Annotated in this window: 16 protein-coding genes; 8 read left to right on the top strand and 8 right to left on the bottom strand. The window is 65.3% G+C overall.

Translation table 11 applies throughout. The features are described from left to right. Position 1: 1 nt before the first annotated feature. Genes AB4Z32_RS04240 through mpl form a run of 3 tightly spaced genes read right to left on the bottom strand, consistent with a single transcriptional unit; the run spans position 2 to position 2,567 of the window. Entirely contained in the window at positions 2 to 598 is a 597-nt protein-coding gene (locus tag AB4Z32_RS04240; protein ID WP_441934670.1) for a chorismate--pyruvate lyase family protein, read from the bottom strand. Further along, complete coding sequence (locus AB4Z32_RS04235) at positions 595 to 1,185, bottom strand: YqiA/YcfP family alpha/beta fold hydrolase (protein WP_441934669.1); 591 nt, start codon at positions 1,183 to 1,185, stop codon at positions 595 to 597. Before AB4Z32_RS04235 ends, AB4Z32_RS04240 begins: the two co-directional genes overlap by 4 nt. After that, positions 1,182 to 2,567 carry a UDP-N-acetylmuramate:L-alanyl-gamma-D-glutamyl-meso-diaminopimelate ligase gene (gene mpl, locus AB4Z32_RS04230; RefSeq protein WP_441934668.1) on the bottom strand — a complete coding sequence of 462 codons (1,386 nt, stop codon included), beginning with the start codon at positions 2,565 to 2,567 and terminating at the stop codon, positions 1,182 to 1,184. Before mpl ends, AB4Z32_RS04235 begins: the two co-directional genes overlap by 4 nt. 88 nt (positions 2,568 to 2,655) lie before the next feature. On the opposite strand from mpl, the gene AB4Z32_RS04225 reads away from it, so the two are divergent. The 8 genes from AB4Z32_RS04225 to AB4Z32_RS04190 all read left to right on the top strand — a co-directional run bounded on the left by AB4Z32_RS04225 (position 2,656) and on the right by AB4Z32_RS04190 (position 9,902). Further along, a complete protein-coding gene (locus AB4Z32_RS04225) occupies positions 2,656 to 3,288 on the top strand; it encodes a hypothetical protein (protein ID WP_441934667.1) in 633 nt (210 codons plus the stop codon). After that, on the top strand, positions 3,281 to 3,838 hold the full coding sequence (locus AB4Z32_RS04220) for a TlpA family protein disulfide reductase (RefSeq protein ID WP_441934666.1): 558 nt from the start codon (positions 3,281 to 3,283) through the stop codon (positions 3,836 to 3,838). The genes AB4Z32_RS04225 and AB4Z32_RS04220 overlap by 8 nt, the downstream gene beginning before the upstream one ends. 127 nt (positions 3,839 to 3,965) lie before the next feature. Then, the gene (gene aroQ / locus AB4Z32_RS04215; RefSeq protein ID WP_441934665.1) at positions 3,966 to 4,403 is read left to right on the top strand and encodes a type II 3-dehydroquinate dehydratase; all 438 of its coding nucleotides are present in this window, start codon (positions 3,966 to 3,968) and stop codon (positions 4,401 to 4,403) included. Positions 4,404 to 4,491: 88 nt separating this feature from the next. Beyond that, positions 4,492 to 4,959 (top strand): acetyl-CoA carboxylase biotin carboxyl carrier protein, encoded by a 468-nt coding sequence (gene accB, locus AB4Z32_RS04210; RefSeq protein WP_441934664.1) that lies wholly within the window; start codon positions 4,492 to 4,494, stop codon positions 4,957 to 4,959. 103 nt (positions 4,960 to 5,062) lie between these two features. Beyond that, the gene (gene accC, locus AB4Z32_RS04205) at positions 5,063 to 6,463 is read left to right on the top strand and encodes an acetyl-CoA carboxylase biotin carboxylase subunit (RefSeq protein WP_441934663.1); all 1,401 of its coding nucleotides are present in this window, start codon (positions 5,063 to 5,065) and stop codon (positions 6,461 to 6,463) included. Then, entirely contained in the window at positions 6,460 to 7,374 is a 915-nt protein-coding gene (prmA, locus tag AB4Z32_RS04200; RefSeq protein ID WP_441934662.1) for a 50S ribosomal protein L11 methyltransferase, read from the top strand. The genes accC and prmA overlap by 4 nt, the downstream gene beginning before the upstream one ends. Before the next feature lie 5 nt (positions 7,375 to 7,379). Next, positions 7,380 to 8,945, top strand: coding sequence for a zinc-ribbon and DUF3426 domain-containing protein (locus AB4Z32_RS04195; protein WP_441934661.1), 1,566 nt, complete (start codon positions 7,380 to 7,382; stop codon positions 8,943 to 8,945). Positions 8,946 to 8,963: 18 nt separating this feature from the next. Further along, positions 8,964 to 9,902, top strand: a complete 939-nt coding sequence (locus AB4Z32_RS04190) for a carbohydrate kinase family protein (RefSeq protein WP_441934660.1) — start codon at positions 8,964 to 8,966, stop codon at positions 9,900 to 9,902. Between the two features lie 16 nt (positions 9,903 to 9,918). On the opposite strand, the gene AB4Z32_RS04185 is transcribed toward AB4Z32_RS04190, so the two are convergent. The 5 genes from AB4Z32_RS04185 to AB4Z32_RS04165 all read right to left on the bottom strand — a co-directional run bounded on the left by AB4Z32_RS04185 (position 9,919) and on the right by AB4Z32_RS04165 (position 16,153). Further along, the gene (locus AB4Z32_RS04185; protein ID WP_441934659.1) at positions 9,919 to 10,443 is read right to left on the bottom strand and encodes a YggT family protein; all 525 of its coding nucleotides are present in this window, start codon (positions 10,441 to 10,443) and stop codon (positions 9,919 to 9,921) included. Between the two features lie 76 nt (positions 10,444 to 10,519). Next, positions 10,520 to 11,977 (bottom strand): transcriptional regulator, encoded by a 1,458-nt coding sequence (locus AB4Z32_RS04180; protein WP_441934658.1) that lies wholly within the window; start codon positions 11,975 to 11,977, stop codon positions 10,520 to 10,522. 525 nt (positions 11,978 to 12,502) lie between these two features. Further along, entirely contained in the window at positions 12,503 to 14,149 is a 1,647-nt protein-coding gene (locus AB4Z32_RS04175) for a glycosyltransferase family 4 protein (protein ID WP_441934657.1), read from the bottom strand. After that, entirely contained in the window at positions 14,146 to 15,411 is a 1,266-nt protein-coding gene (locus AB4Z32_RS04170; protein WP_441934656.1) for a glycosyltransferase family 4 protein, read from the bottom strand. Before AB4Z32_RS04170 ends, AB4Z32_RS04175 begins: the two co-directional genes overlap by 4 nt. 61 nt (positions 15,412 to 15,472) lie before the next feature. Then, a complete protein-coding gene (locus AB4Z32_RS04165) occupies positions 15,473 to 16,153 on the bottom strand; it encodes a polyphenol oxidase family protein (protein WP_441934655.1) in 681 nt (226 codons plus the stop codon). Between the last annotated feature and the right edge of the window lie 18 nt (positions 16,154 to 16,171).

The raw sequence follows: 16,171 nt of genomic DNA, 5'->3' as shown, positions 1-16,171 counted from the left end.
GTTATTTCGTGTTCAAATTGGTTGCGGCCGCCGCCAGGTTCAGCACCGCGGGCAAAAATACCTCGGTGACCAGCAGCAGGCCTTGACGGCGGCGATAGAGGCAACGCCGTGCATGATAGACGGTATCGGACCCCAGGCTCCGGCCCTCCCTGGCGAGCGCCGCTTGCACGCGCGCCAGCAGGGGATGGCCCGGACGGATCCGGGCAAATTCGAGCTGGCCGCGCCTGACCAGCGGATCGCGGAACAGCGTGGTGCCGAGCGAGCGCTCGCCCAGCGCCGAGAACAGCGGCCAGTCCTGCGCCGTCGCGCTCGTCGGCACCACGGTATGGCCGTAGACCACCGGCTCGCCGTCGCAGCGCAGCAGCACCTCGCGTTCCCACACGCGGCGCGGCCGCGCGAGGCCGATCGCCACGGCTTCGTCCGCCAGGCACAGATTAGTCTCCTGGCGCAGCTTCTGCACGCGGAACTGGCGGCTGTGCGCGATCAGGCGCGCGGTCAGCGAGCCCGGCGTGGTCAGCCAGTCGCGCATGGCGGCGCCGGCGCCCACGCTATCCGGATTCCCCAGCCAGCGGGCCCGGCGCAGCGACGCCGGCCTCACGACGCCGTGCCCGATCTACAGAAGTCCAGCACCTCGTCGACATACTGTTCGAATTCCGACACCGCATGGTCGCTGCCCTCGATCACGTGCTGACGGGCGCCGGCATAATGGGCGACCATGTCGCGGTAGTCCAGCACCTCGTCGCCGGTGGCGGCCAGCAGGAAGTAGCGTTCGGGACGCGTGATCCGCGCCACTTTCAGCTCGGCCAGCTCGTCGATGTACTCGCGCTTGAACTCGAAGGGCTCGTCGGAATGCCAGGCGGTGGTCACGCCGACGTGCTTGTCCAGGTCCTTCAGCGGATCGACCGCCGGATTGATCAGCACCGCGCGGCAGCCGAAGCGCTCGGCCAGCCAGGTCGCGTAAAAGCCGCCCAGCGAGGAGCCGACGATGGCCAGATTGTCCCGATGGCGCTCGACCAGGGTCAGCACCAGCTCCATCGCCGCCCTGGGCGAGGCCGGCAGCTGCGGGCAGATCAGCTTCGATGCGCAGCCGAGCTGCTCCATGCGCTGCTGCACCACCCGCGCCTTGAAGGATTTCGGCGAGGAGCGGAAGCCGTGCAGGTATAACAGATGCGGAAAACCGCTCATTCCGCCAGCGCCTCCAGCAGCTTCTGGTGCACGCCGCCGAAGCCGCCGTTGCTCATCACGAGGATGTGGTCGCCCGGCTGGGCGGCCTGCACGATGGCCTTCACCATATAGTCGAGCTGGTCGAAACTGTGGGCGATGCCGCCCAGCGGTTTCAGGGCATCGGCCAGCGACCAGCCCAGCGCCTGCTGGCTGCCGAAGCCGAACACCAGGTCGGCATCCTTCAGGCTGCCCGGCAGCGCATCCTTCATCGCGCCCAGCTTCATGGTGTTCGAGCGCGGCTCGAGCACGGCCAGGATGCGGCCCGGGGTGCCGGCTTTACTTGTTCCGATCTTCTGGCGCAGGCCGGCAACCGTGGTCGCGATCGCGGTCGGGTGGTGGGCGAAGTCGTCGTACACGGTCACGTCCTTCACCACGCCGCGCACCTCCATGCGCCGCTTGACGCTCTGGAAGCGCGCCAGCGATTCGATCGCCTGGGCCGGGGGCACGCCGACGTGGCGGGCGGCGGCGATCGCGGCCAGCGCATTGTTGCGGTTGTGGTGGCCGGTCAGGTCCCAGTGCACGGTGCCCTGCAGTTCGCCATTGAAGAGAACGTCGAAGCTGGACCCGCCCGGATGCTCGACCAGGCTCCAGTTCGTGCCTTCGGATGCACCGAAGGCTTCCTTTTCGCTCCAGCAGCCGCGCTTGAGCACGCGCGCCAGCGAGGCTTCGTCGCCGTTCACGATCAGGCGGCCGACGCCCGGCACGGTGCGCACCAGGTGGTGGAACTGGGTCTCGATGGCGCCGATGTCCGGGAAGATATCGGCGTGGTCGTATTCGAGATTGTTCAGCACCGCCGTCTTGGCGTGGTAATGCACGAACTTGGAGCGCTTGTCGAAGAAGGCGGTGTCGTACTCGTCGGCTTCGATGACGAAGAAGTCGGATTCCGCTTCGCCCGACAGGCGCGCCGAGATGCCGAAGTTCATCGGCACGCCACCGATCAGGAAGCCCGGCGAATAGCCGGCATCTTCGAGGATCCAGGCCAGCATCGAGGTGGTCGTGGTCTTGCCGTGGGTACCGGCGACGGCCAGCACCCATTTATTACGCAGGATATGTTCACCGATCCACTGCGGGCCCGACATATAAGGAAGGCCGCGGTTCAGGATTTCCTCGATCAGCGGATTGCCACGCGTCATCACATTCCCGATCACGTACAGGTCGGGCTCGAGCGCCACCTGGTCCGGGCTGTAGCCCTGGATCAGCTCGATGCCCTGGGCCTCGAGCTGGGTGCTCATCGGAGGATAGACGTTGGCGTCGCACCCGGTGACGCGGTGGCCGGCCTCTTTTGCCAGGACTGCCAGCCCGCCCATGAAGGTGCCGCAAATGCCGAGGATGTGGATGTGCATGTTTGTTGGCGCTACTGCCGGGAAAATTGCGAATACGCGATTTTACCCGACACGATGCCATTTTCCGTTCAAGAGTATGATCACGGACATGATGCCAACGCCAAATGACGACCTCCAACAGTTACGCGCACGTATTGCGGCCACCGCCGCGCGCATGATTGCGCAGGATGGGGCCGACTATGCCACCGCCAAGGCCAAGGCCGCCCGCCAGGTGCTGGGCGTGGACCGGCCCTCCCCCAACCATTTACCGGACAATATCCAGGTCGAAGACGAAGTGCGCCGTTACCAGGCCCTGTTCCAGGGGCCGGCCCAGGCCGCCCGCCTGCAGCATCTGCGCGGCACCGCCCTCGAGGTGATGGAGCAGCTGGCCGAGTTCCGGCCCTACCTCACCGGCGCCGTGCTGAACGGCACCGCGGGCGAGCACGACGACATCCACCTGCAGCTGTTCGCCGACAGCGCCAAGGAAGTCGAGATCTTCCTGTTGAACCGCAACGTCGACATCGGCATCTCGGAAACGCCGCACTTCAAGGGCGGCCGCCACGAGCCGGTCGAAACCGTCAGCTTTCAATGGAAGAAGGAGACCGTCCACGCCGAGCTGTATGAAATGAACGACTTGCGCGGCGCCCTGAAACCGCGCGCCGACGGCCGCCTGCAACGCGTGGACACGGCCGGCCTGCGCGCCCTGATGATTACCGACGAGACCTTAGAGCAAGATGAATAAGAAGAATCTGGCCGGCTACGCCATCCTGGCGGCCGCCTTTGCCGTGTTCGGCGCCATCGCCGCCGTCAAGCAGGAAACCAAGGGTCCCCTGACCACCGCCTATTCGCCGACCAGCGACGGCCGCCCGCACAGCGCGGTCAGCAATCTGTATGCACAGTCGCTGAACGACCTGTCCGGCAAATCCCAGTCCCTGGGCCAGTGGAAAGGCAAGCCGCTGCTGGTGAATTTCTGGGCATCGTGGTGCGCGCCCTGCGTGCAGGAGATGCCGGAACTGTCCGAGCTGGCGGCCAAGGATGGCGGCAAACGCTTCAATGTCATCGGCATCGGCATCGATTCGCCGGCGAACCTCGCGGAATTCGTCAAGAAGACGAAGGTGTCCTACCCCTTGTATGTAGGCGGCATGAGCGGCACCGATCTGTCCCGCGAACTCGGCAACGTGAATGGCGGCCTGCCGTTCACGGTGCTGATCGGCCCGGACGGCCAGGTGCGCAAGACGTATCTGGGGCGCCTGAAGTTCGATCAACTTCGGGCAGATCTCGCTAAGCTGTAGTCATCCGGCATTTTGGCGGCGCACAAGCGAACGGTCGTTCACTTATATTCAGAGCGCTTTTTATCGCTTGCCAACACACAATGTTGACGGCAAAATGCCTGTCTTTCGGGCAAATAGACGGTTCATCATGGCGAAAAAGCTACTGCTGCTCAACGGCCCCAACCTGAATCTATTGGGGACGCGCGAGCCTGCGGTGTACGGCGCAACGACCTTGGCCGACATCGAGCAGGCCGCCACTGCCCAGGCAGCAGCGGTGGGAGCAAGCATTGCTTGCTTCCAGAGCAACCATGAAGGCGCGTTGATCGACCGTATCCATGCTGCCAGGCAGGAAGGAGTGGATGCGATCGTCATCAACCCGGGCGGGCTGACCCACACTAGCGTTGCCCTGCGCGATGCGCTGGCGGCGGTGGACATCCCGTTCGTGGAGGTCCACCTCTCTAATATTTATAAGCGTGAGGAGTTTCGTCACCACTCGTTTTTGTCTGCGATCGCACAAGGGACGATCTGTGGACTGGGAGCTGATGGATATCGCTTTGCCATCGACTTTGCGCTCAAAGAGCGTTAATCTACGTCAACTTCACGCATTCTGTGCGGATTCGCGCTAACCACCTGACGCGCCGCATTCAACTACAAATAATTCCAAGGGGTTTCACATGGATCTAAGAAAACTCAAGACATTGATCGACCTCGTTGCCGAATCGGACATCGCTGAACTCGAAGTGACCGAAGGCGAAAGCAAGGTTCGCATCGTCAAATCCTCCGCAATCCCGCAGAATCAGGTGGTCATGGTTCCGCCGCAAGGCGTCCAGCAGTACGCCGCACCGGCCGTCGCCGGCGCCCCGGCACCTGCAGCCCCGGCCGCAGCGCCGGCAGCCGCCGAACCGACCGGCCACGTCGTCAAGTCGCCGATGGTCGGCACCTTCTACCGTTCGTCGGCGCCGGGCGCTCCGGCCTTCGTCGAAGTGGGCGCCACCGTCAAGGAAGGCGACACCCTGTGCATCATCGAAGCGATGAAGCTCCTGAACGAAATCGATTCCGACATCTCCGGCACCGTCACCAAGATCCTGGTGGAAAACGGCCAGCCCGTCGAATTCGGCCAGCCGCTGTTCGTGATCGGCTAAGTACCAAACATCAAGGCCCGGACTCTCAGAAAGAGATCCGGGCCCGATTCATTTCTTCCTGTTGCATCCGGCTCCGCCGGCACTCACAGAAACACCGCATACCATGTTTGAAAAAATTCTTATCGCCAATCGTGGTGAAATCGCGCTGCGTATCCAGCGCGCCTGCCGCGAGATGGGCATCAAGACGGTCGTCGTGCACTCGGAGGCCGACAAGGACGCCAAGTACGTGAAACTGGCCGATGAATCCGTCTGCATCGGTCCCGCGCAATCCGCGCAGAGCTACCTGAGCATGCCGGCGATCATCAGCGCGGCCGAAGTCACCGACGCCGAAGCGATCCACCCGGGCTATGGCTTCCTGTCGGAAAATGCCGACTTCGCCGAACGCGTCGAGAAATCGGGTTTCGTCTTCATCGGCCCGCGTCCGGAATCGATCCGCATGATGGGTGACAAGGTGTCGGCCAAGCAGGCGATGATCCGCGCCGGCGTGCCCTGCGTGCCGGGTTCGGAAGGCGCCCTGCCGGACGAGCCGAAGGAAATCATCCAGATCGCGCGCAAGATCGGCTATCCGGTCATCATCAAGGCCGCCGGCGGCGGCGGCGGTCGCGGCATGCGCGTCGTCCACACCGAGGCAGCCCTGCTGTCCGCCGTGCAGATGACCAAGACCGAAGCCGGCACTGCCTTCGGAAATCCCGAAGTCTATATGGAGAAGTACCTGGAAAATCCGCGCCACGTGGAGATCCAGGTCCTGGCCGACGAGCACAAGCAGGCCGTCTGGCTGGGCGAGCGCGACTGCTCGATGCAGCGCCGCCACCAGAAGGTGATCGAGGAAGCGCCGGCACCGGGCATCCCGCGCAAGACCATCGAGAAGATCGGCGAACGCTGCGCCGAAGCCTGCCGCAAGATCGGCTACCGCGGCGCCGGCACCTTCGAATTCCTGTACGAGAACGGCGAGTTCTACTTCATCGAGATGAACACCCGCGTGCAGGTCGAACACCCGGTCACCGAGATGATCACCGGGATCGACATCGTCCAGGAACAGATCCGCATCGCCTGCGGCGAGCGCCTGCGCTTCAAGCAGCGCGACATCATGCTGTCGGGCCATGCGATCGAGTGCCGCATCAACGCCGAAGATCCGTTCAAGTTCACCCCGTCGCCGGGCCGCATCACCAGCTGGCATCCGCCGGGCGGCCCCGGCATCCGCGTCGATTCGCACTCCTACGCCGGCTACTACGTGCCGCCGCACTACGACTCGATGATCGGCAAGGTGATCGCCTACGGCGCGACCCGCGAGCAGGCGATCCGCCGCATGCAGATCGCGTTGTCGGAAATGGTGGTCGAGGGTATCCTGACGAACATCCCGCTGCACCGCGAACTGATGGTCGACGCCCGCTTCATCGAGGGCGGCACCAACATCCACTACCTGGAGCAGAAACTGGCCCACAAGCCGGACCTGCCGAAGGATGGCGCGATCGGTTCCAAATCCGAGACCAAGGGCGAACAATGAGCTGGACTGAAGTCGTCATCGAGATCGCACGCGAACACGCCGAGGGCCTGTCCGACGCCCTGATGGAAGCGGGTGCGCTGTCGGTCTCGGTCGAGGACGCCGACGAAGGCACCGCCCAGGAAAGGCCGCTGTTCGGCGAGCCGGGCATGGTGCCGACCGAGGCAGCCTGGGATCACAGCCGCGTGGTCGCGCTGACGGATGTCGACGCCGACCAGGCCGCGATCGTGGCCGAGGCTTCGGCCGCGATCGGCCTGGGCACCGTCCCGTCGTTCGCCACCCGTCCGGTGGCGGATGCCGACTGGGTGCGCCTGACGCAGTCGCAGTTCGAACCCATCCACATCGGCAAGAACATCTGGGTCGTGCCGAGCTGGCACGAAGCCCCGGACCCAAACGGCCTGATCCTGGAAGTCGATCCGGGCCTGGCCTTCGGCACCGGCAGCCACCCCACCACCCGCCTGTGCATGGAGTGGCTGGAAGCCCATCCGGCGCCGGGCAAGTCGGTGCTGGACTACGGCTGCGGCTCGGGCATCCTGGCGATGGTCGCCAGGAAGCTCGGGGCACAGGACGTGGTCGGGGTCGACATCGACCCGCAGGCGATCGAATCTGCCAGGCTGAACGCCGAACGCAACAACTGCGAGATCGACTTCTACGTGCCGGAAGAATTCGGCGCCTCGAAGTATGGCAACAGCTGTTTCGACATCGTGGTCGCCAACATCCTGTCGAGCCCCCTGAAGCTGATGGCGCCGATGCTGTCCGGCCGCGTCGCGCCGGGCGGTGCGCTGATCCTGTCGGGCGTGCTGGCACGCCAGGCCGAGGAAGTGGCCGCCGCCTACGCACCTTTCATCAAGCTGAGCGTCTGGGCCGAGCTGGACGGCTGGGTCGCTCTGCACGGCACCCACGGCGCTGACTAAGCGGCATGGCGCTCGCCACCCAGTGCCCTCATTGCCACACCACGTTCCGGGTCGCCTCGGACCAGCTCAAGCTCCGCGGCGGCATCGTCCGCTGCGGCGCCTGCCAGAGCATCTTTGACGGCAACGCCCACCTGATCGACCTGGATGCGCTGGCGGCCAGCAAGGCCGGCGGCGCGCCGGCGCCGGCGCCTTCCCCTGCCACCGCTCCCGCCGTGGAACCTGCACCTGAGGGAGCTGCCACGGCTCCCGCCCCGCTGACTACCGCCGACGAGCACAGCGCGCAGCCGCAGGACGATGCCGCCGAGGCCCTGCCCGTCTACACCCTCGATTTTGACCACACCTTCGACCCGCTCGGCATCCTGCCGAAACCGGCGCCCGAGGAGCCGGCGGCTGCGCCCGTGCCTGCGACTGCGCCGCGTGCGCAGGTCTGGCGTAACGGCGGCAGCATGGCGGCCGCTCGGCTTGTGCTTGTGCCTGAGCCCGAGCCCGAGACTGAACCCGCGCCCGAGCCGGGAACGATTCCGGAAGCGGAAGCTGCGCCCGAACCGGCGCCGGGAGCCGAACCGGCGGTGCCGGAAGAACCGGCAGTGCAAGCCGATGTCGCGCCTGAAGCGGCGGAGACGGCTCCCGCTGCCATCGCCGAGCCGGTACCGGCCGAAACGCCCGCCGAAGCTGCGCCGCCGCCGCCGGCTGCTTCCGCCTACGCGCCCCAGGGCCGCATCGAGCCCAGCTTCGATCTGCCGGTGGACGAGGAACTGGTTGCCCGTCCGCTGCCCGGCGACGAGGACGCCGATGCCGACGAAGCGCCCGCAGCGCCGGCCATAACCGCCACCACCAGCACCCCGCCGGACGATATTCCATCCGCCGCACTGCCCATGCGCGCCTCCGCGGCCGGCGTCGACACCTTGATGCCGTCATCCGCCCCGGCGCCCGGACCGGCGATGAAATCGGCGCGCGCCAAGGCCGTCGAGGCCCGCACGCGCCGCTCCAGGCTCACGCCTACCAGGATCGATGCGCCCAAGCTGCGCGTGCCGGCGTCCCTCGAGACCGACGAGCCGGAGTTCGTCAAGCGCAGCCGCAAGCAGGAAGAGTCGGGGCGGACCCGGCGCCTCCTGATGATCGGCGGCGCCGTGGTCCTGGCGCTGCTGCTGGCGGCCCAGCTGGTGCTCGACTTCCGCAACGTGCTGGCGGCGCGCTATCCGGGCGCCAGGCCGCTGCTCGGCAGCGCCTGCGCCGTGCTGGGCTGCCGCGTCGGCCTCCCGAGCCAGGTCGAGAACCTGTCGATCGAGACCGGCGAACTGACCACCCTCGGCGTCGACACCTATTCGCTCAACACGCTGCTGCGCAACCAGGGCAGCCTCGCGCAGGCCTGGCCCAGCATCCAGCTCGAACTGACCGACGCCAACGACAAGCCGCTGCTGCGCCGCGTCTTCGGCCCTGCCGACTATCTGCCGAAGGGCGTGCCGGTGGCCGCCGGCTTCGCCGCGCGTTCGGAACAGCCGGTCCGGCTGAACTTCACGCTCACGGATCTGAAGCCGTCCGGCTACCATATGATCGTTTTTTATCCCTAGTTTGACTCAGGACCCAACATGACCAAGACTGCGCTGATCTGCGGTTCGATTGCCTTCGACAAGATCATGCAATACCAAGGCCGCTTCGGCGAAACCCTGCTGGCCGACCAGCTGCACCGCGTGAACGTATCCTTCCTGGTGCCGACCCTGCGCACCGAGTTCGGCGGCTGCTCCGTCAACATCGCCTACAACCTGAAGATGCTGGGTGGCGATCCGCTGATCATGGGCACCATCGGCCAGGACGGCGGCGACTACCTCGAGCGCATGGAAAAGCAGGGGCTGGCGACCAATGCGATCCGCACCATCGACCACGCCTACACCGCCCAGTGCTTCGTCACCGCCGACCTGGATAACAACCAGATCAACGCCTTCCACCCGGGCGCAATGCAGTTCTCGCACGAGAACAGCCTGGCCGACTACCTGCCGCTGCGCGTCGCGATCGTCTCGCCGGATGGCCGCGACGGCATGATCAAGCATGCCCGCGACTGCGCGGAGCGCGGCGTGCCGCTGATGTTCGATCCGGGCCAGCAGCTGCCGATGTTCAACGGCGAAGAGCTGCTGACCTTCCTCGACCAGGCCAGCTACCTCGCCTGCAACGATTACGAATTCGAGATGGTGATGGACCGTACCGGCCTGACTCTGCAGGACATCGCTTCGCGCCTGGACGCGCTGATCGTCACCCGTGGCGAGCAGGGTTCGGACATCTACGCCGGCGGCGAGCACCACAAGATTCCGGCGGTGCCGGCCAGCAGCGTGGTCGATCCGACCGGCTGCGGCGACGCCTATCGCGCCGGCCTGCTGTACGGTATCGCGAACGATCTGGACTGGCCGACCAGCGGCCGCCTGGCCAGCCTGCTCGGCTCCATCAAGATCGCCCACCAGGGCGGCCAGAACCACAGCTTCACGCCCGAGGACATCGCGGAGAAGTTCGAAGCGGCATTCGGCTACCGCTTCTGATCACTGGGTCAGGACTTCAGAACAGCGCCTGGCCCAGGAGGTACTTGATGATCTGCAGCAGGATCAGCGCAACCAGTACCGACAGGTCCAGGCCACCCACCGGCGGGATCACGCGGCGCAAGGGCCGCAGCAGCGGGTCGTTGAGCGCCCGGATGAAAGGCGCCAGCGGCGCATGCGGATTGATCCAGCTGAACACCACTTCGATGATCAACAGGCCCATGAAGCCGTAGATGATCCAGTTCAGGAAGCGGAACACGGCGTACAGCACGACGGTGTATCCGCTCCACCCCGCCACCAGCATCACTGAACTCGCCACCAGCACGATCAGGAAAGCGCCGATCAGGCTAGCCCAGTCATAGCCGCCGAGACCCGGCAGCAGACGGCGCAGCGGGCGTACCAGCCAATCGGTCAAGGTGAAGATGAATTGGGCGATCGACATGGGCGGCCGCACGCGGATCGCCTGCATCCAGAAGCGCAACAACAAGACTCCACCGACGACGCTGGCCGCGGTATCGACGATCAACTGAAGAATGGGCAGCACAAGGACTCCTTAAAAAAAAACCGCTGTGTGAATTTCTCACACAGCGGTATTTTGCCTGAACCAGGCAAGAAAGGTATTACGGACGGCTGCTGGTCGGGAACGGCCATGCTGCCGGCACCGGCACGGTCTTGGCGGTCGACTGGGCTGCCTGGCCTGCCGATGCGCTGTCCTGCTTGGCTTCGGTTTTCGCTTCGGCCTTGGCTTCCGGCTTGGCTTCCGCTTTCGCTTCCGGCTTGGCTTCCGGCTTGGCTTCGGCCTTCGGCGCGGCGGCTTTCTTTGCGGCCGGCTTGGCTGCCGGCTTGGCGGCGGCCTTCACTGCCGGCTTGGACTCGGCGGTTTTGGCAGCAGCCGGTGCCTTGGTGGCAGCGGTTTTGCTTGCGGCAGGCTTGGCGCCCGTCTTCGCCACTGGCGAAGCCGAGCCCTTGGCAGCGGTGGTCTTGGTTGCAGCAGCTTTGGCCGGAGCTTTGGCAGCGGTCTTGCTTGCAGCAGCTTTAGCCGGGGCTTTGGCAGCGGTCTTGCTTGCAGCAGCCTTGGTCGGGGCTTTGGCAGCGGTTTTGCTTGCAGCAGCTTTGGCAGGAGCTTTAGCGGCGGTCTTGCTTGCAGCAGCTTTGGCAGGAGCTTTAGCGGCGGTCTTGCTTGCAGCAGCTTTGGCCGGAGCTTTGGCGGCGGTCTTGCTTACAGCAGGCTTGGCGCCCGTCTTCGCCACTGGCGAAGCCGAGCCCTTGGCGGCGGTCTTGCTTGCAGCGGCTTTGGCCGGAGCTTTGGCGGCGGTCTTGCTTGCAGCAGCTTTCTTGGCCGGCGCTTTGGCAGCGGTCTTGGTTGCAGCAGCTTTCTTGGCCGGCGCTTTGGCAGCGGTCTTGGTTGCRGCAGCTTTCTTGGCCGGAGCTTTGGCAGCGGTCTTGGTTGCGGCAGCTTTCTTGGCCGGAGCTTTGGCAGCGGTCTTGGTTGCGGCAGCTTTCTTGGCCGGAGCTTTGGCAGCGGTCTTGGTTGCGGCGGCTTTCTTGGCCGGTGCAGCTGCCTTGGCGGCGGTCTTGCTTGCAGCCTTGGCCGGAGCTTTGGCAGCGGTCTTGGTTGCTGCGGCTTTCTTTGCCGGAGCTTTGGCAGCGGTTTTGCTTGCAGCGGCTTTCTTTGCCGGTGCAGCTGCTTTGGTTGCAGCAGCTTTCTTGGCCGGAGCTTTAGCAGCGGTCTTGGTTGCAGCGGCTTTCTTTGCAGCCGGTTTTGCAGCGGCTTTAGCGGCCGGCTTGGCTGCCGGTTTTGCTGCGGCTTTTGCTGCCGGTTTTGCTGCGGCTTTAGCTGCCGGTTTAGCGGCGGCTTTAGCAGCCGGTTTTGCAGCGGCTTTGGCGGCCGGTTTGGCGGCCGGTTTGGCGGCGGCTTTAGCGGCCGGTTTGGCGGCTACCGTCTTTTTAGCGGCGACGGTTTTTTCTGCGGCGGCCTTTGCGGCCGGCTTTGCTGCGGTTTTCTTAGCGGCTGTTGCCATTTTAAGTTCTCCTTCTCTGCGATGAGAAAATACGCTACAAGGTTTGAACCCGTCCAACCCGGTCTGCTTGGTCGGGCGAATTATTCATCGGCGCACACTCGGCGTCTGCGTCAATGAATCCGGCACCAGCTGAACTGCTGCAACTCCTCAAGTCTGCAGCACTTCAGCTATCGTCGTCGCCGACGACCGAAACGACAAAAGTTCGATGGTTCACTGCGCTGTCCACACCGCTGCCCGCGAGAGCGCGAAAAGAAAAAGCCGCCATGCCCGACATTAATCAGGCAATGCGGCTTGTTCTTTTCGCGAAGCTTACGTGCATACTGAATGAATCAGCGTCCCATTTTTTGATCGGTTTGCCACCCGTTAAACACGCTTAAAAAATTGCGTGTTCACGTTTTGACAAATTCAATCACGTAAAGTACACGAAAACCTTGTCAGTGCGCAACCCGCACACAGTATTTTTCATGTCTTTCCGCTTGGGCGAAGTGCTATCGGCAGCTTTCAATCGATCGTCGCGATAACTTTGATCCCATTCATACTTCAGCTCCTTCAAAAACAAGCGCGCACCTGCCGCGCATTCCATTAAGTCTTCATACCAATACGCAGCAAATCCATCTTGCAAAGCCACGCCAATCCGCGCAGCAAAGTCGGCCGATCGCAAGGTCCGAGCGCGTCGAGCAATTCATCGACCTGCGTCGGCCGCGATTCGATCGAACCGAAGATCTGGCCGAATTCTTCGAGCGTCGGCAAGGACGACGCGGCGAAGCGGTTGATTCCCATTTCGCGGTATTCGCGCAACTGCGCAAGCGATGCATCCGGCGCCAGTTCGACGATCGATTCCGGCGTCAACTGCGCGCTCGGATAACTCGCGAACGCCGCGAAGGGATCGAGCCGGTCCGGCACCGATTGCGGCAGCGCCGGCACCAGCGCGGCATCGGCGCGGCGCCGCTCATCGAGCTCGCTCCACAGCGCGCGGTAGCGCCCGAACACCACCTGCCAGTCGAACTCCTCGCGTGCGCGCCGGCGTCCGCTTTCGCCCAGCTGGCGGCGCAGTCCGGCATCCTTGATCAGGCGCTCGTAGGCCTGGGCGAGCTGCGCGCCATCCACCGCCACCACCTGGCTGGTATGACCGCAATACTGGTCGTAACTGTCGACGCCATCGTCGTAACGCTGCGCGAGGTCAAGGCCGGCGCCCGCGCCGGGCATGATGGTCGGGATGCGATAGCCGTCGACGCCGTCGCGCACCGTGTCGCGGTAGCCGTTCCAGTCGCTCACCACGCAAGCCAGGCCGGCCGCCATCGCCTCGAGCGGCGTCAGGCCCAAGCTTTCCTGCATATTGTCCGCCAGCGAAGTGAAAACGTCGGCGGCGGCCCAGGCGGCCTGGCTGTCCGCTGTGCGGCCGTCGAGCACCGTCAGCCGCACCGATGGACACAGCAGCGCGGCGGCCTCGCGGAAAGCCTTCTCGATCGCCTCGCTGGCGAACCATCCGCACAGGATCAGGTGCACCTGGCGCCCGCCCTTGTCGGCGCGCTCGAGTGCGCTGAACATCTGCTGCGGATGCGCCTTCGCATGAAAGGAAAGCCGGCCCGGGAACAGGAAGGCGACGTCCTCGTCTTCGATGCCGAGCCGGCGCCGCGCCGCACCGCGGCCGGCTTCGTCGAATGCGAAGTCGCGGCCGTGCACGCCGAGCGGAATCAGCGGCAGCTGCGGCAGCTCGAAACGCTGCGCTCCCAGGCGCGCACGCAGGTAGTCGGCCTGGCGCTCCAGCACTTCGCGCACGCTGTCGCGCACCACGCGCGAGGTGCAGATCACCGCATCCCAGCTGCGCACCGGCGCCACCAGGAGGTTGGCGATTGCGCTCATCACCGCGTGGCTGGACGTGGTGTGCGTGACGCCGCACAGGCTGTAGCGGCGCTCGCCGATGCCCAGGCGGCGCCAGGCCAGGCGCTCGATGCCGGGCGCCGGATGGTAGAGCGTGCCGAAACGCTCGAGCTGCTGCGGCCTGCCCTGGCTCACCCGCTCGACCGCGCCCTTGAAGCCTTGCTCGCGCAGCGCGCGCTCGCATTCGCCGGCATGGGCTTCGCCGGCGGCAAAACAGCCGACCGCGGACAATTCGCTCTGCGCGACGGCGCGCATCAGTGCGGCGCCGGCCGCCTGACGTCCCATCGGTTTCGGTCCCGCGACGGAATATGCCTCGGGGACGAAATGCAGTGCGAAGCGGTCCTTCATCTGTCTCCCTCTTCAGCGAATTGCCGCAATGGCTTCAGCAGCTCGAGGTAGGCCGGCAAGCCCACCGATTCGAAATCGTAGTTGCGCAATACCGTCTCGCGCCCGCGCAATCCGGCCGCGGCGGTCTCGTCGCGGCGCGCGATCAGTTCGAGCGCGCGGTCGGCCAGCGCGTCGCTGTCGAAGAATCCGGTCAGGTAGCCATTCTCGCCGTCGCAAATCACTTCGCGCACCGGCGCCGTATCCGAACCGAGTACCGGCACGCCCACCGCCATCGCTTCCAGCACCGACCACGAGAGCACGAACGGATAAGTGAGGTAAATGTGCAGGCTCGAGACCTGCAGCACCGTGCGGTAGCTCGCATATGGCAGCTTGCCGAGGAAATGAACGCGTGACCAGTCCACGGAATCCTCCAATTCCGCGCACAGGGCCTCGCGATAGCTGGCGTATCCTTCGGGCGGACGGCGGCCGTAGCTGACGCCGTCGCCGCCGACCACGACCACCCGCAGATCCGGATTGCCGGCCAACAGGCGAGGCAGGCTGCGCATGAAGACGTGGAAGCCGCGGTAGGGCTCGAGGTTGCGGGCGACGTAGGTCAGCACCGGCTGCGCGCGGCTCAGGACCCTGCCGTCCGGCAGCGTCAGGCGCGCATGCGGATCGGGCCTCAGGTACGCGGTGTCGATGCCCTCGTGAATCCGGTGGATCTTGTGGCGCAGCTCGGGCGGGTGCGCGTTCAGCTGCCAGGCGGTCGGGGTGACGCCGTCGTCGGCCGCCAGCAGCGACTGCATCAGCACCGAATTCTTGATGCGGATCCGCAAGCGGTCGTCGAAGCTGGCCGGGTACTCGGGATCGAAGCCGACGTCGAGTCCGTCGGCGGCCCACCAGAATTCGCAGAACACGACCAGGCGCGCACGCGGGAACACGTCCTTGACGAACAGGCCCTCGCCCCAGCCCGGATGGCAGATCACGACGTCGGGAATCCAGCCCTGCTTCTTCAGCTCGACGCAGACGCGGGTGACGGTCTGCCCGCGCCGGACGCAGGCCTCGAAATACTTCAGGTAGTGGTGGGTCTTCTCGCCGGCTCCGTCGGGCTTCGGGTAGCCGATCGTGCGCAGCTTCGGTCCGAGCTTCGCGCGCGCGACGGCTGCCTCTTCGCCGATCGCGGTGAGCTCTACGTCGGGCCGCGTCTGCAGATAGCGGATCAGGCGCCGGAACTGGCCGGGCAGGTTCTGATGGATGAAGAGAACGCGTAGCATGGCAGGCATGATAGCTTTAGTAGCAAGCCTGTGGCGCAATGGATGATGGCATCCCTTGCGCGAATCGCGCTCAAGACGCTGCGATCGCGATCACCGACCACTGCACGTCGACGATCGGGGTGCGCGTTTCGCGGTCGCGGCGGTAGCTGTGATAAACAAAGCGGTCGCCGTCGCCGCGCGCGCACATGGTGCAGTCGAGCCGGGCCGACACGTGTTCGAAGCCGGCCTGCGCGAGCTGCCAGCGCACGATCGCCGGCAGGTCGAGCCGGCGCGGCCGCGGCGCGACGGTCTCCCGCGGCAGCCCGGTACGCTCCTGGAACGCGTCGACCAGGTCCTCCGACACTTCATAACAGCAGGCGTGGGCCGCCGGTCCGATCGCCGCGATCCAGTCGCCGGGATCGCCGCCGCGCTCGCGCACGAGCAGCGAAAAACAGTCGACGATGCCGGCGTGGGCGCCGCGCCAGCCGACATGCAGGGCCGCCACCTCGCGCCCGTCCTGGCGCGCCAGCAGCACCGGCACGCAGTCGGCGGTGGCGATCGCCAGCAGCAGGCCGGGACGGTCGGTCAGCATGCCGTCGGCTTCGCCGCAATCCTCGTTGGGTTCGGTCGCGACGGCGATGCGGGTGCCGTGGCGTTCGTGCTGGATCGGGCGGCGGGGCCAGTAGGCGGGCAGGAGCTGGGCCATATCGTCGTGGCGGGTGCCGAAGCCGTGGACGATGGCGGGATGGTCGAGGTGCGGGCTGGTAAACATCGTGAGGCTGCCATGCAA

Origin of the sequence: Massilia sp. 2TAF26, assembly GCF_052115005.1 — a bacterium.
Taxonomy (GTDB): Bacteria; Pseudomonadota; Gammaproteobacteria; order Burkholderiales; family Burkholderiaceae_D; genus Telluria.
The sequence above is the reverse complement of the archived record's forward strand: the minus strand, read 5'-3'. Positions and strand labels throughout refer to the sequence as shown.